Below are 14,610 nucleotides of genomic sequence, written 5' to 3'. Positions count from 1 at the left end.
TCGCCATGACCACCTTGGTGCAATCCGAAACCAACGGGCACGCAGCCGGCCTGGCCAGGCTGGTGGTTGTCGGCAACGGCATGGCCGGGGCGCGCGCGGTGGAGGAGATCCTCGCCCGCGGCGGCGACGAACGGTTCGCCATCACCGTCTTCGGCGACGAACCGTACGGGAACTACAACCGGATCCTGCTGTCCAACGTGCTGGCCGGGTCCGACGACGCCGGCGAGATCTACCTCAATCCGCTGGACTGGTACGCGCAGAACAACATCGAGCTGCGGGCCGGGGTACGGGTGGTGCGGATCAACCCCTTCGCGCACCTGGTGTACGCCGACGACGGCAGCACCGTCCGCTACGACAAGCTGATCCTGGCGACGGGCAGCAGGTCGTTCTTCCCGCCGGTCGAGGGCATCTGGCAAGACGACAGGACCCTGGCCCGCGGTGTTTTCGGATTCCGCAGCCTCGACGATTGCGGGGCGATGATCGAATTCGCCAAGGGGAGAAGCAAGGCCGTCGTCATCGGTGGCGGGCTGCTGGGGCTGGAAGCCGCGCGCGGGCTGCAGAACCGCGGACTTCACGTCGCCGTCGTCCAGGGCGGCGCCACCCTGATGAATGCCCAACTCGACGATCAGGGCAGCGCCATCCTGCGCCGCCTGGTGGAGGCGCTGGGCATCGAGGTGCACACCGGCAAGAAAACCATCAGGATGCTCACCCTGGACGGTCTTCCGTCCGCGATCGAATTCGCCGACGGCACCCAGCTGCCGTGCGACATGGTGGTGATGGCGGCCGGCATCCGCCCCAATGTGGGGCTGGCACAGCGCGCCGGGCTGACCGTCGAACGCGCGGTCGTCGTCGACGACCAGATGCGCTCGATCGACGACGACGACATCTATGTGGTGGGCGAGTGCGCGCAGCATCGCGGGCAGGTGTACGGGTTGGTGGCGCCGCTGTGGGAGCAGGCCGGCGTGCTGGCCGATCACTTGACGAGCGCCAATCCTCGTGCCGCATACCATGGTTCGCGCACCGCCACCAAACTGAAGGTGGCGGGCGTCGATGTCGCTGCGATGGGGCTGAAGGGACCCGAACGCGACGACGACGAGTTCGTGCAGTATTCGGAGCCCAAGCACGGCGTGTACAAGACCGTGGTGGTGCGCGACGACAAACTGGTCGGCGCCACCCTGGTCGGGGACGTCAGCAAGGTGGCCTTCCTGATGCAGGCCTTCGACCGCGGGCTTCCGCTTCCGCCCGAACGGATCTCGCTGATGTTCGACATCGGCACCCCCGACGCCGCGACCGGCGCCGCGGAATTGGCCGATGACGCCCAGGTGTGCAACTGCAACGGCGTGAGCAAGGCCGCGATCGTCGGCTGCGTCAAGGACGGCCAGACCTCGCTCGCCGGGGTGATGTCGGCGACCCGCGCGGGGAAGGGGTGCGGCTCGTGCAAGGGACTGGTCGCCCAGGTCGTCGAGTGGGCGGCATCCGAAGCGGGCGCCGCGGTTTCCGAAGACGCACAGTCCAGTTGGTACGTTCCGGGAATCCCCTATGAGAAACCGGAACTGATGCGGCTGGTCCGCGAGCTCGAGCTGCATTCGGTGTCGTCGGTGTTCGCCGCGCTGGCGCCGGAGGGTCGCGAAGACGCGGGCTCGAAAATGGCGCTCGCCTCGCTGCTCGACATGATGTGGGGCGACGAGTTCGTCGACGAACGCGACAGCCGCTACATCAACGACCGGGTGCACGCCAACATCCAGCGAGACGGCACCTTCTCGGTGGTTCCGCAACTCAAGGGCGGGGTGACCAACTCCGACCAGCTACGCAAGATCGCCGACGTGGCCGACAAATACGGGATTCCGATGATCAAGCTCACCGGCGGCCAGCGCATCGATCTGCTGGGCGTGCGCAAGGAGGACCTGCCGGCGGTGTGGGCCGACCTCGGGATGCCGTCCGGGTACGCCTACGGCAAGAGCTTCCGCACCGTCAAAACCTGCGTGGGTAGCGACTTCTGCCGGTACGGGTTGGGCGATTCGACGGCGCTGGGCATCGCCATCGAGGAGCGCTTCCAGGGCCTGCCCAGCCCCGCAAAGATGAAGCTGGCGGTGACCGGATGTCCCCGCAATTGCGCCGAGGCCCTGTGCAAGGACGTCGGCGTCGTCGCGATCGAGGGCGGGCAATGGCAGCTCTACGTGGGCGGCGCGGCCGGGTCACACGTCCGCAAGGGCGACTTGCTGGCGACGGTGGAGACCGGCGATGAGGTCATCGCGCTGACGGGCCGGTTTCTGCAGTACTACCGGGAGAACGCCAACTGGCTCGAACGCACCTACGATTTCGTGCCGAGGGTTGGCATCGAGCGGATCCGCTCGATCGTGGTGCAGGACAGTGAGGGCATCGGAGGAGACCTGGACGCACGCATGCAGAAGTCGGTCGACTCCTACCGCGATCCATGGGCCGAGAGCCGAAAAGGCGCTGCACCCAATCACTTCCGTTCTTCGCTGCCGCTGATTCCATTGCCGCAGGTGCCGGTGCGATGACCGACGTCATTTTGGGCCCGGTTGACGACATCCCGCTGGGCGAGGGCCGCACCTACGCGATCTCCGGGCGGCAAATCGCGGTCTTCCGGTTGCGCGACGGGTCGCTGCGCGCCCTTGACGCGGTGTGTCCGCACCGCGGCGGACCGTTGGCGGACGGGCTCACCGACGGCCGGGTGGTGGTCTGCCCGCTGCACGGCTTCACCTACGACCTGGAAACGGGCTGCGAGATCACCGGCGGCGACGCGGAGGTGACCGCCTATCCCGTGCGGGACAGCGGGGCCGGAACGATCCAGCTGCGCCTGGGCGGCAAACCACATCGCTCGCACAGCAATGGCGCGGTCTCGCGCGGGGCTTGACGACGCACAAGGGACGCGGGCCGGCGCCCTCGCGCTAGCTATGGTGGCGACGTGAGCGAGCTCGTGCCGCGGTTGGTCGACACCGTGCTGGGGACCATCCGCGTCCAGGTCAGCCCCGGTGCCGGGCCCGCCGTGCTGATGTGGCCCAGCCTGCTGATGACCGGGGACCTCTGGGACGGCCAGGCCGCCCGCTTCGGCGAGACGCACCGCCTGGTGCTCATCGACCCGCCCGGCCACGGCGGCAGCGCGCGCCTGCGCGCGGCGTTCAGCTTCACCGACTGCGCGCGCTGCGTCGTCGACCTGCTGGACGGGCTCGGCATCGACAAGGCTCACTTCGTCGGCAATTCCTGGGGTGGAATGATCGGCGCCACGTTCGCTGCCCGCCATCCCGACCGCCTCGACCGCGCCGTCCTGATGAACTGCACCGCGTCGAAAGCCGGTGTGATCCAAAGGGTTCGGTTCGCGGCCATGCTGCGGTTGGCGGCGGCGCTGGGCGGCATCCGGCCGCCGCTGACGGGGGCGGCGGTGCGCAGCTTCCTCGGACCGACGACGCTGCGTGGCCGCCCGCAGGTGGTCGAGACCGTCCTGGCGAACCTGCGCGCCGTCGACATCGACTCGGCCCGCTGGGCGGTCCGCAGCGTGGTCCCCGACCGGCCGGACCAACACGCCCTGCTGGCCGGCGTGACCGTCCCGGTGCTCGTCGTCGCCGGCGCCGAGGACGCCACCTTCCCGGTGGCGGAAACCCGCGCGATGGCGGATTCGATCCCCGGCGCCTCGTTCACCGTGCTCGACGGCGTCGGGCACCTGGCCGCGCTGGAAGACCCGGGCCGGGTGAACCGGCTGCTGGACGAGTTTCTGTTCGACGCCCCGCCCCGCTGAACCCGGACCCATCCGGGCGGGTTTCGGCGCCGAATACCTGCCGTGAACCATTCGGCCGGGTCGGCGGGGCGGCGCCGCGCGCCCGGGGTTAGCCGATCGCGGATCGGGGTACCGATCCGGGTGATCGAAACGCTGGCGTATCCCGTGGACATCGGCGTGCCGGCGAGGCGGGTGCACGAGCACATCTCCCACCGGGGCACAGGCGCGTCGGGGCGCGCACGATGCGAAAGGCGTGACATGCTGGGGCATCTCTACGATCGGGCGCTCGGTGGCGAGAGATGTTGGGTCCGGCACGAGGACGGCGAGGTTCGGCCGCTGCCGGCGCACCGGTGGCTGGGCGAGCGATGTCCCGACAGCGCGCCGCGCGACGCCTTCGACGACGTCTTCGACGAGGCGGTGACGCAGATGTGCACCGGACCGACGATCGAGCTGGGGTGCGGGCCGGGGCGGTTGGTCGCCAAGCTCATCCAGCGGGGGATACCCGCGCTCGGCATCGATCGGTCGGCGACGGCGATCCGCCTGGCGGGACGCGGCGGTGCGCCCGCGCTGCTGGGTGACGTCTTCGAGCCGCTGCCCGGAACCGGTTGTTGGCAGACGGTTTTGCTCGTCGACGGCAACGTCGGCCTCGGCGGCGACCCGCGGCGGATCCTGGCCCGCGCCGCCGAGCTGCTCGGTCGCGGCGGGCGCTGCGTCGCGGAGTTCGAGACCGACGCCGTCGGGGTCCGCCCGCGCTGGGTGCGCCTGGAGACGGACCGCGACGTCGGGCCCTGGTTCCGGTGGGCGACCGTCGGCGTCGACAGCGCCGCCACGCTGGCCGCGCAGGTCGGGCTGACCCTGACCGGCGTCCGCCTGATCGGCGGGCGGGTCATCGCGAGCCTGGCCGCCCTGTGAGCGACTACGGGTTTCCCGCCGCACTGTGGCGCGCGATCGACCGGCACCCGCCGCCCGGCGCGCGGCGGCTGGGGCTGTTTCGGAGCCCGCTGCGCGGCCCGTGGCTGACGTCGGTGTTCGGGCTGGTGCTGCTGATCGCCCTGCCGATCGTCATCCTCACCGGGCTGCTGTCGTACATCGCCTACGGGCCGCGGCTCGGCCAGGCGATCCCCGCCGACGTCGGCTGGCTGCGGCTGCCCGTCTTCGACTGGCCGGCGCGCCCGTCGTGGTTGTACCGGCTGACACAGGGCCTGCACGTGGGGCTGGGCCTGGTGATCATCCCGGTGGTGCTGGCGAAGCTGTGGTCGGTGATCCCGCGGCTGTTCGCGTGGCCGCCGGCCCGCTCGATCGCCCAAGCGCTGGAGCGGTTGTCGCTGCTGATGCTGGTCGGCGGCGTGCTGTTCGAAATCGTCACCGGGGTGCTGAACATCCAGTACGACTACATCTTCGGGTTCAGCTTCTACGACGCCCACTATTTCGGGGCGTGGGTCTTCATCGCCGGATTTCTGATGCACATCACGATCAAGATTCCGCGGATGCTCACCGGGTTGCGGTCGCTGTCGCTGCGAGAAGTGTTGCGCACCAACCGAAGCGACACCCGCCCGGAACCGCCCGATCCCGACGGCCTGGTATCGGCCGACCCGGCCGAGCCGACGATGAGCCGACGCGGCGCCCTGGCGCTGGTCGGCTCCGGCGTGGCGCTGGTCGGCGTGCTGACCGCCGGTCAGACCCTCGGCGGGGCCGCCCGCGGCGCCGCCCTGTTGCTGCCGCGCGGGCGGGGCCACGACTTCCCGGTCAACAAGACCGCCGTCGCCGCGGGCATCGCGCCCGAAAGCGTCGGCCCGGGCTGGCGGCTGGTCCTGCGCAGCGGGGCCTCGGTGGTGGTGCTGGACCGCGACACGCTGGTGCGGATGGCGCAACACAGCGCGCGCCTGCCGATCGCGTGCGTCGAGGGATGGTCGACCGTGCAGACGTGGAGCGGGGTCCGGCTGTCCGAGCTGGCCCGAATCGTGGGCGTGCGCGTCCCGCGCTCGGCGCGGGTGACGTCGCTGCAACGGGGCGGCGCGTTCGGCGAGGCGGCGTTGCAGCCCAACCAGGTTCGTGACCCGGACGCCCTGCTGGCGCTGCGGGTCAACGGCGCCGACCTGACGCTGGATCACGGCTACCCGGCGCGGATCATCGTGCCGGCGCTGCCGGGGGTGCACAACACCAAATGGGTGGCGTCCATCGAGTTCGAGCCGAGCTGAGATGCCCAAATTCCCACGGCGTTTCGCGGCGATCTACGGGTCCGGCCCACTGCACCTGCTGACGATGCTGTCCGGGTTCGCGCTGTTGGGCTACGTTCTCGCCACCTTCAAGCCGGCCACGCTGTGGAACTCCGGCACCTGGTGGCAGTCGATCGCCGTCTGGTTGGCCGCCGCCGTGATCGCCCATGACCTGTTGCTCTTCCCGCTCTACGCGCTGGCCGACCGGGCGCTGTTCGCGCGGGCGCGGCGCCATCCAAACGTCAGCGCGCGCAACCACATTCGGGTGCCCGCCCTGGGCGCCGGTCTGACGCTGCTGATCTTCCTGCCGGGCATCATCGAGCAGGGCGCCGCGACCTACGCGGCGGCCACCGGGCAAACCCAACAGCCGTTTCTGGGCCGGTGGCTGCTGCTCACCGCGGCGATGTTCGCGGTGAGCGCGATCTGGTACGCCGCCCGACTCGCCGTGACGCGCCGTGCCACCGGCGAACCGCGCCGCGCGCTCTAACGCAAACGTCAGTTTCAGCGGGCGAACCGGGGGTACAGTCCGTACATGACTGCGAGGGCGCCCCGCATGACCCCCTGTGTGAAGTGGTTGCTGCGGGCCGGCCCCGCCGACTACATGCTGGCCCTGAGCGTGGCCAGCGCTTCGCTGCCCGTCGTCGGAAAGCGCCTGGAACCGCTGGGCGCGATGACCGCGATGAGCGTCTGGGGCGCGCGCCACGCGCCGCAAGCCCTGTCCGCGCTGACGAAGGATCTGCTGACGCCCGGCGTCAGCGACGTGCATCGCGAGGACCGGCAAAGCATCCACGAGGTCGCCGTCGCCGCGCTGCGGGGCGTCGTGTCGGCCGCGGACCTCGACGGCGAATGGCCCGTCGCCGAGCGGACCCCGCCGATCTGGGACGCGATGCGCCGGCGCCGCTACCTGTACCGCCGCGGCGTCCACTACGGGGGCCACCCGGCGCAGGTGCTCGAGGTGTGGCGGCGCAAGGACCTGCCCGCGCAACCCGCGCCCGTCCTGATCTTCGTGCCCGGCGGCGCCTGGGTGCACGGCAGGTCCATGGGACAGGGCTCCGCGCTGATGTCCCGGCTGGCCGAGCAGGGCTGGGTGTGCCTGGCGATCGACTACCGCGTCGCGCCGCACCACCGCTGGCCGCGGCACATCACCGACGTCAAGACCGCCATCGCGTGGGCGCGCGCCAACGTCGACAAGTTCGGCGGCGACCGCAATTTCGTTGCCGTGGCGGGCTGTTCGGCCGGCGGGCACCTGTCCGCACTGGCCGGACTGACCCACGACGACCCGGCGCACCGGGCCGAACTGCCCGAGGGCGCCGACAGTTCGGTCGACGCGGTCGTCGGCATCTACGGCCGCTACGACTGGGAGGACCGCTCCACCCCCGAGCGGGTGCGGTTCGTCGACTTCCTGGAGCGGGTGGTCGTCAAGAAGTCGATCGCGCGGCACCCCGAGGTGTTCCGCGACGCGTCGCCGATCGCGCGAGTGCATCGAAATGCGCCGCCGTTCCTCGTGATTCACGGCAGCAAGGACAGCGTCATCCCGGTCGAGCAGGCGCGCAGCTTCGTCGAACGGTTGCGTGCCGTCTCGCATTCGATGGTCGGCTACCTGGAGCTGCCCGGCGCGGGCCACGGGTACGACCTCATCGACGGGGAGCGGGCCGGGGCCGCGGCGCACGCCGCGTCGCTGTTCCTCAACCAGGTGTACCGCACCAAAATGCAGATCGGCGCAAAAGAGGTTATCTGAGCTCCCGCCGCTGGGTAATGTCCCCCTATGGGTAAGGGGCAGCGGTGAAAAGGCTCAGCGGCTGGGACGCGGTACTGCTGTACAGCGAGACGCCGAACGTGCACATGCACACCATCAAGGCCGCGGTGATCGAGCTGGCTCCGGATCGGCGTGACTTCGACATCCAGGCCTTCCGCCAGGTGATCGGCGGCCGGTTGAACAAGCTCGATCCGTTCTGCTATCAGCTCGTCGAAATCCCGTTCCACTTCCACCATCCGATGTGGCGGGAGAACTGCGAGGTCGACCTGGAGTACCACATCCGGCCGTGGCGGCTGCCGGCGCCGGGCGGCCGTCGCGAATTGGACGAGGCGATCGGGCGGATCGCCAGCACCCCGCTCGATCGCGCCCGCCCGCTGTGGGAGATGTACTTCATCGAGGGCCTGGCCAACAACCGGATCGCGGTGGTCGGCAAGATCCACCACGCGCTGGCCGACGGCGTCGCCTCGGCGAACCTGCTGGCCCGCGGCATGGACATCCAGCCGGGGCCCGAGGGCCGGCCGTACAAGTGCGACCCCGCCCCCACCCCGCGGCAGCTGATGAGTTCGGCGTTCGCCGATCACCTGCGCCACGTCGGGCGAATCCCCGCGACGATCCGCTACACCGCGCAGGGCCTGGGCCGGGTCCGCCGCAGCTCACGCAAGCTGTCCCCGGAACTGACCCGGCCGTTCGAGCCGCCGCCGACCTTCATGAACCACAAGATCACCGCGGAGCGGCGGTTCGCCACCGCCACCCTGGCGCTGGCCGACGTCAAGGAGACCGGCAAGCGGCTCGGGGCGACGATCAACGACATGGTGCTCGCCATGTCGACCGGGGCGCTGCGCACCCTGCAACTGCGCTACGACGGCCAGGCCGTGCCCCTGCTGGCGTCGGTGCCGATGAGTTTCGACTTCTCGCCGGAGCGCATCTCCGGCAACCGGTTCACCGGCGTGCTGGTGGGCCTGCCGACCGACTCCGACGACCCGCTGGAGCGAGTGGCTTGCAGCCACGAGAACGCCATCGCCGCCAAGGAAAGCAACCAGCTGATGGGTCCCGAGCTGGTCAGCCGGTGGGCGGCCTACATGCCCCCCGCTCCCACCCAGGCCTTCTTCCGGTGGGCCTCCGGCCGCGACGGTCACAACAAGATCCTCAACCTGAACATCTCCAACGTGCCCGGCCCGCGGGAGCGCGGCCGGGTGGGCGGTGCGCTGGTCACCGAGATCTATTCGGTGGGGCCGTTGACCGCCGGCAGCGGCCTCAACATCACCGTGTGGAGCTACGTCGATCAGCTCAACATCTCGGTGCTCTCCGACGGGGCCACCCTCAAGGACCCGCACGAGGTGACCGAGGCCATGGTCGCCGACTTCATCGAAATACGCAGGGCCGCAGGGCTTTCCGAAGACCTGACGGTCATCGAGGCGGCAATGGCACCGGCCTGAGGACCGTCCCGGTAACGGGACTCTCGACTGGTGCCAATGCCATTTCCGCCGACCGTTACCATCAGCACCGTGACTGGTAGCGACGAAGCTGGCAATAGCGAACCCGAAGTCCTGGTCGAGCAGCGGGACCGGATCCTGATCATCACCATCAACCGGCCCAAGGCCAAGAACGCGGTCAACGCCGCGGTCGCCCGGGGCCTGGCCGACGCCGTGGATCGGCTCGACGGCGACACCGGCCTGTCGGTGGGAATCGTGACCGGCGCGGGCGGCTCGTTCTGCGCGGGCATGGACCTCAAGGCCTTCGCGCGGGGCGAAGTGCCCATCGTCGAGGGCCGCGGCATGGGCTTCACCGAGCGCCCGCCGGTCAAGCCGCTGATCGCCGCAGTGGAGGGCTTCGCGTTGGCCGGCGGCACCGAGCTGGCGCTCGCCACCGACCTGATCGTGGCCGCGCGCGACTCGGCGTTCGGCATCCCGGAGGTCAAGCGGGGGCTCGTCGCCGGCGGCGGCGGGCTGTTGCGGCTGCCGGAGCGCATCCCGTCCGCCATCGCGATGGAGCTGGCGCTGACCGGCGACAACCTGTCCGCCGAGCGCGCCCACGAGCTGGGGATGGTCAACGTGCTGGCCGAACCGGGCAAGGCGCTGGACGCCGCCATCGAGCTGGCCGAGAACATCGCCGCCAACGGCCCGCTCGCGGTGGCCGCCACCAAGCGGATCATCGTCGAGTCCCGCGGCTGGACCCCGGAGTCCCGCTGGGAGGAGCAGAACAAGATCCTGGGCCCGGTGTTCGTGTCGAACGACGCCAAGGAGGGCGCCATCGCGTTCGCGGAGAAGCGCCCGGCGCGCTGGACCGGCACCTAGCCGGTCAGGTAACGCTGCACCGTCGGCCCCAGCCAGGCGACCAGGTCGTCGACCGCGGTCGACGCGAGCGGCTCGACCCTCAGCTGGTAACGCGCGAACGCGAGCCCGGCCAGGTGGCTGGCGACCAACTCGACCCGTAGCTCGGCATCGGCCACCCCGAATTCCGCCGCGACCCGCTTGGCGATGGGCCCGGCCAGGCTGTCGTGCAACACCTTTCGCGCCTGGGGATGGATGGCCGCCGACCGCCACAGCGTCATGAACGGCTCGAAGACGCCGCCTTCTTCCCAGTGCTCGAAGAAGCGGCGCACCAGGCGCGCACCGATCTCGTCGCTGCCCTCGTCCAGCAGCGTGCCCAGCTGGTGCAGCGGGTGCTCGGGCCCGGTCAGCGCCGACGCGGTGAACAGCCCCTCCTTGCTGTCGAAGAAGTAGTAGACCATCGCGACGTCCACGCCGGCGTCGGCGGCGATCGCCCGGACCGTCGCCTTGTCGTACCCGTCGCGCATGAAACGTTCGCGCGCCGCGTCGATGATGCGCTGCCGGCTCTGCTGGCCGGTCCGCCACCGGCCCGCCCGCCGCGCCTCCGCCATGCCCGCCAGCATACTTCAACAAGCGTTGACCTATGTGCGGCCCGCGCGTAGGGTGAGATTGTTCAACGATAGTTGAAGTAATAGCGGGAGAGGAGAAGGCGATGGCGACGAACACGCGCGAACGGCGGCTCTGGTGGCGGCACCTGATGTCCGTCCTGCTTTTCCCGGTGACGGTGACGCTCGTGGTCCCGGCCCTGATCGTGCTGCCGGCCGGCGTGCGCTGGCCGCAGTTCGGGGCGCCTGCGACGGCCGCGCTGGTGACCGTGGGCTGCGTGCTGATCGCCGCGGGATTGGGCCTGATGGTCTGGACCAACGTGCTGTTCGACCGGGTGGGCGAGGGGACGCTCGGGCTCGGTCCCGTCATGGGCGAGCCGGTCCACCTGGTGGTGCGCGGGCCCTACCGGCACGTGCGCAACCCCATGATCACCGGCGTGTTGTGCATCCTGCTCGGCGAGGCGGCCCTCACCGGGTCCGGTGCGCTGCTGACCTGGTTCGCGATCTTCCTGACGTTCCAGGCGACGGCCATCTGGTTCTGGGAGGAGCCCCACCTCGTCCGGCGCTACGGCCACGAGTACGCCGACTACAAGCGCCACGTGCCGCGCTGGATCCCCCGAATCACGGCCTGGGACCCGAACCGGTAGCAGTAGTTAGATGGCTTACACTGTGCGCTAGATCTGTAAAGGGCGGGGATCCACGAAGGATCGAGGATGAGCATTTCGTTGCTGCTGGAGATGGCCGCGTCGAGCAACCCCGAGCGCACGGCCGTCGTCTCCGGGGAGCTGCGGCTGACGACGCAGCAACTCAGCGATCTCGCCGACGGCGGCGCCGGCGTCATCGCGGCGTCCGGCGCCAGGCACGTGGCCTACGTGGGCACCGGCGGCGCGATGCTGCCGGCGCTGATCTTCGCCACCGCGCGCGCCGGCCTGGCCTTCACGCCGCTCAATTACCGGCTCTCCGCCGACGGGATCCAGGCGCTGATCGAGCGGCTGCCCGACCCGCTGGTGATCGCCGACGACCGCTATCGCGACATGATCGGGGCGTCGTCGCAGCGGGTGATGGCGTCCGACGCGTTCCTGGCGGCGGCGCGCGAGGCCGAGCCCGCGGCGGAGTTCGCCGACCCGGAGTCGGTCGCCATCGTGCTGTTCACGTCGGGCACCACGTCGCAGCCCAAGGCGGTCGAGCTCTCGCACAACAACCTGACCAGTTACGTCACCGGGACCGTCGAGTTCGAATCGGCCGAACCCAGCGACGCCGCGCTGATCTGCGTGCCGCCCTATCACATCGCCGGGGTCAGCGCCGCGCTGTCGAACCTCTACGCCGGCCGAAAGATGGTCTACCTGCCCAACTTTGACGCCGACGAATGGGTGCGGCTGATAGAGGCCGAGCGGGTGACCACCGCGACGGTGGTGCCCACCATGCTGGACCGCATCGTCACCGTCCTCGAGAGCGGCGGGCATCAGCTGGCGTCGCTGCGCAGCCTGGCCTACGGCGGATCCAAGGTGGGCCTGCCGCTGGTCCGCCGGGCGCTGGAGCTGCTGCCACACGTGGGCTTCGTGAACGCCTACGGGCTGACCGAGACGAGTTCGACGATCGCGGTGCTGGGACCCGACGACCACCGCGAGGCGCACGCGGCACCCGCCCCGCACGTGGCCAAGCGGCTGGGGTCGGTCGGGCGGCCGGTGCCCGGCATCGAGCTGCAGATCCGCGACGAGGACGGCAAGGTGCTGGGGCCGGGGGAGACCGGCGAGCTGTTCGTGCGCGGCGAACAGGTCTCGGGCCGCTACACCGGGATCGGCTCGGTGCTCGACGAGGACGGCTGGTTCCCGACCCGCGACATCGCGCTGCTCGACGAGGACGGCTACCTCTTCATCGGCGGGCGCAGCGACGACACCATCATCCGCGGAGGTGAGAACATCGCGCCCGCCGAGCTGGAGGAGGTGCTCATCGAGCACGCCCACGTGCGCGACGTCGCGGTCGTCGGCGTCGAGGATCCGCAGTGGGGCCAGGCGATCGTGGCCGTGGTGGTGCCGGTGGCGGGCATCGACCCAGATCCCGAGGAGCTGCGCGAGCATGTCCGCAAGAGTTTGCGGGGGTCGCGCACCCCGGACCGGGTAGTCTTTCGCGACGAGTTGCCGACCACACCCACCGGCAAGGTCCTGCGCCGCGAAATCGTCGAAAATCTCCGAACATTAGGGACGCCAAAATGATCAAGAACGGAACCCGCCTCGCCAGCCAGGTGTGTGACACCCAGGTCATCGTGGTCCGCAGCGCGGACAGCCTCGACGACCTGCGCTGCGGCGGCGCGCCGATGGTGCCGATCGGCGGCGAGCGCTCCGGCGAGCTCGACCCGGCGTTCTCCGACGGCACCGTGATGGGCAAGCGCTACGTCGACGAGACCGGCGCCGAGGTGCTGGTGACCAAGCCCGGCGCCGGCAGCCTGAGCGTCGGTCAGACCGCGCTGCAGCTCAAAGAGGTCAAGCCGCTGCCCGCCAGCGACTGACGGCTTACGGGCCGGCGTGCCCGTCGGGGCCGGGGATTCCGAGAAGCAGCCCGCCGTTCCCGCCCACCCCGGGAGTGGCGCCGGCGCCGGCGCTGTTGCCGCCGGTGCCGCCGTTGCCGACGAGTTGGGCGTTTCCGCCGCCGCCGCCGTTGGCCTTGCCGGTCGCGCTGGCCCCGCCGTTACCGCCGTTTCCGCCGCCGCCGAAGACCCCACCGTTGCCGCCATGGCCACCCTGACCGCCGCTGAATGCGGCGGTGGCACTTTGGCCTCCGTTGCCGCCGTCCCCGCCGTGGCCGAACAACCCGACGGCGTTGCCGCCGGCACCGCCGGGGCCGCCAACGTTGAGGTCCGACTGTCCCCCGTTGCCGCCGTGGCCGCCGTTGCCCAACAGGGTGCCGCCGTTTCCGCCGGCACCGCCGACCGCCGCGAACTGGCCGTTGCCCCCGGCGCCGCCGTTGCCGATCAGGCCGGCATTGCCGCCGTGGCCGGATTTGCCGCCGAAGCCTGCGCCGCCGTCACCGCCGTTGCCGCTGAGCAGCCCGCCGGCGCCACCGTCGCCGCCGGTACCGGGGACGGAGCCCTGGGCGCCCGCGGCGCCACCGGCGCCGCCGTTGCCGTTGATCAGGCCGCCGTGACCACCGTGGCCGCCGGATCCGGCACCGGCGCCGAACACGTTGCCAGTGGCGATGCCACCGGCCCCACCGGCGCCGCCCTGACCGAACAGCCCGACCGCGTCGCCGCCCGCGCCCCCTGAGCCGCCGCCGGCGACGCCCATGCCGGCGGTGTTATAGGTGCCGCCCGCGCCCCCCGGGCCGCCGTTGCCCCACAACAGCCCGCCCGTGCCACCGGTGCCGCCCCTACCGGCACTTACCGCGTCGAAGTCGCTTAAGCCGCCGGCCCCGCCGGCGCCGCCGTGGCCGAACAACCCGGCGGCCCCGCCGTTTCCGCCCTTTCCTCCGCTGGTGGACGCGGTTGCGGCCGTCCCGGACCCGCCGTTGCCGCCGTTGCCCCACAGCAGGCCGCCGGCGCCGCCGTCCTGGCCGGTCCCGGGCAGGCCGTTGGTGCCGTTGCCGATCAGCGGGCGCTGCAACAACAGTTCGGTGGGCGTGTTGATCGCGTTGAGGATGTCCTGCTGCACGACCTGCCACGGGTTGGCCGTGGCCGCGGCGTTGGCCGCCTCGGCGCCGGCATAGGCGCCCGCGCCGGCGTTCAACGCCTGGACGAATTGCTGATGGAAGGTCGCCGCCTGGGCGCTGACGGCCTGGTAGTCCAGCGCGTGCGCGCCGAAGAACGCGGCCACCGCCGCCGACACCTCGTCGCCACCGGCCGCCAGCATCTCGGTGGTCTGGGCCGCCGCGGCGGAGTTGGCCTGGCTGAGCGCGGATCCGATACCCGCCAAATCCGTGGCGGCCGTTGAGACGACGTCGGGCACCGCGAACACGAAAGACATTCCTTACCTCCGGCAACGCCCCCGTCGACTGGGCAGAATCGTAGCGCGGTCGTCGCACGCGCGCGTGATTT

At 70.7% G+C, this 14,610-nt stretch carries 14 protein-coding genes; 12 read left to right on the top strand and 2 right to left on the bottom strand.

Annotated features, from left to right (window positions below):
• Nucleotides 1-5: 5 nt before the first annotated feature.
• From nirB to A5655_RS07970, 9 genes are all read left to right on the top strand, one after another.
• Nucleotides 6-2,522: a nitrite reductase large subunit NirB gene (gene nirB / locus A5655_RS08010; RefSeq protein ID WP_067007849.1), complete on the top strand. Its 2,517-nt coding sequence runs from the start codon at nucleotides 6-8 to the stop codon at nucleotides 2,520-2,522.
• Complete coding sequence (locus A5655_RS08005; protein ID WP_067007846.1) at nucleotides 2,519-2,878, top strand: Rieske 2Fe-2S domain-containing protein; 360 nt, start codon at nucleotides 2,519-2,521, stop codon at nucleotides 2,876-2,878. The genes nirB and A5655_RS08005 overlap by 4 nt, the downstream gene beginning before the upstream one ends.
• An 84-nt stretch (nucleotides 2,879-2,962) precedes the next feature.
• Nucleotides 2,963-3,757 carry an alpha/beta fold hydrolase gene (locus A5655_RS08000; RefSeq protein ID WP_369807195.1) on the top strand — a complete coding sequence of 265 codons (795 nt, stop codon included), beginning with the start codon at nucleotides 2,963-2,965 and terminating at the stop codon, nucleotides 3,755-3,757.
• Nucleotides 3,758-3,994: 237 nt separating this feature from the next.
• Complete coding sequence (locus A5655_RS07995) at nucleotides 3,995-4,648, top strand: SAM-dependent methyltransferase (protein ID WP_067007927.1); 654 nt, start codon at nucleotides 3,995-3,997, stop codon at nucleotides 4,646-4,648.
• Complete coding sequence (locus tag A5655_RS07990) at nucleotides 4,645-5,934, top strand: molybdopterin-dependent oxidoreductase (RefSeq protein ID WP_067007843.1); 1,290 nt, start codon at nucleotides 4,645-4,647, stop codon at nucleotides 5,932-5,934. Before A5655_RS07995 ends, A5655_RS07990 begins: the two co-directional genes overlap by 4 nt.
• Before the next feature lies 1 nt (nucleotide 5,935).
• A complete protein-coding gene (locus A5655_RS07985; RefSeq protein ID WP_067007840.1) occupies nucleotides 5,936-6,439 on the top strand; it encodes a hypothetical protein in 504 nt (167 codons plus the stop codon).
• Nucleotides 6,440-6,484: 45 nt separating this feature from the next.
• Complete coding sequence (locus A5655_RS07980) at nucleotides 6,485-7,690, top strand: alpha/beta hydrolase (RefSeq protein ID WP_067007837.1); 1,206 nt, start codon at nucleotides 6,485-6,487, stop codon at nucleotides 7,688-7,690.
• A gap of 44 nt (nucleotides 7,691-7,734) precedes the next feature.
• A complete protein-coding gene (locus tag A5655_RS07975; protein ID WP_067007834.1) occupies nucleotides 7,735-9,144 on the top strand; it encodes a wax ester/triacylglycerol synthase family O-acyltransferase in 1,410 nt (469 codons plus the stop codon).
• Between the two features lie 36 nt (nucleotides 9,145-9,180).
• A complete protein-coding gene (locus tag A5655_RS07970; protein ID WP_067007831.1) occupies nucleotides 9,181-10,002 on the top strand; it encodes a crotonase/enoyl-CoA hydratase family protein in 822 nt (273 codons plus the stop codon).
• Here A5655_RS07970 and A5655_RS07965 read toward each other — a convergent pair.
• A complete protein-coding gene (locus A5655_RS07965) occupies nucleotides 9,999-10,589 on the bottom strand; it encodes a TetR/AcrR family transcriptional regulator (protein ID WP_067007924.1) in 591 nt (196 codons plus the stop codon). The two genes, A5655_RS07970 and A5655_RS07965, sit on opposite strands and share 4 nt — an antisense overlap.
• Before the next feature lie 101 nt (nucleotides 10,590-10,690).
• Here A5655_RS07965 and A5655_RS07960 point away from each other — a divergent pair, with 101 nt between their 5' ends.
• The 3 genes from A5655_RS07960 (at nucleotide 10,691) to A5655_RS07950 (ending at nucleotide 13,089) form a co-directional block, all read left to right on the top strand.
• Nucleotides 10,691-11,230, top strand: a complete 540-nt coding sequence (locus A5655_RS07960) for an isoprenylcysteine carboxylmethyltransferase family protein (RefSeq protein WP_067007828.1) — start codon at nucleotides 10,691-10,693, stop codon at nucleotides 11,228-11,230.
• Between the two features lie 66 nt (nucleotides 11,231-11,296).
• The gene (locus A5655_RS07955; protein ID WP_067007825.1) at nucleotides 11,297-12,796 is read left to right on the top strand and encodes a class I adenylate-forming enzyme family protein; all 1,500 of its coding nucleotides are present in this window, start codon (nucleotides 11,297-11,299) and stop codon (nucleotides 12,794-12,796) included.
• Complete coding sequence (locus A5655_RS07950) at nucleotides 12,793-13,089, top strand: hypothetical protein (RefSeq protein WP_066938713.1); 297 nt, start codon at nucleotides 12,793-12,795, stop codon at nucleotides 13,087-13,089. The genes A5655_RS07955 and A5655_RS07950 overlap by 4 nt, the downstream gene beginning before the upstream one ends.
• A gap of 4 nt (nucleotides 13,090-13,093) precedes the next feature.
• Here A5655_RS07950 and A5655_RS07945 read toward each other — a convergent pair whose 3' ends face one another.
• Nucleotides 13,094-14,539, bottom strand: coding sequence for a PE family protein (locus A5655_RS07945; protein ID WP_067007822.1), 1,446 nt, complete (start codon nucleotides 14,537-14,539; stop codon nucleotides 13,094-13,096).
• Between the last annotated feature and the right edge of the window lie 71 nt (nucleotides 14,540-14,610).

It is taken from the genome of Mycobacterium sp. 1081908.1, assembly GCF_001673535.1.
Classification (GTDB): Bacteria; Actinomycetota; Actinomycetes; order Mycobacteriales; family Mycobacteriaceae; genus Mycobacterium.
Note: the sequence above shows the minus strand (reverse complement) of the source record. Positions and strands in the feature narration are given on the sequence as shown.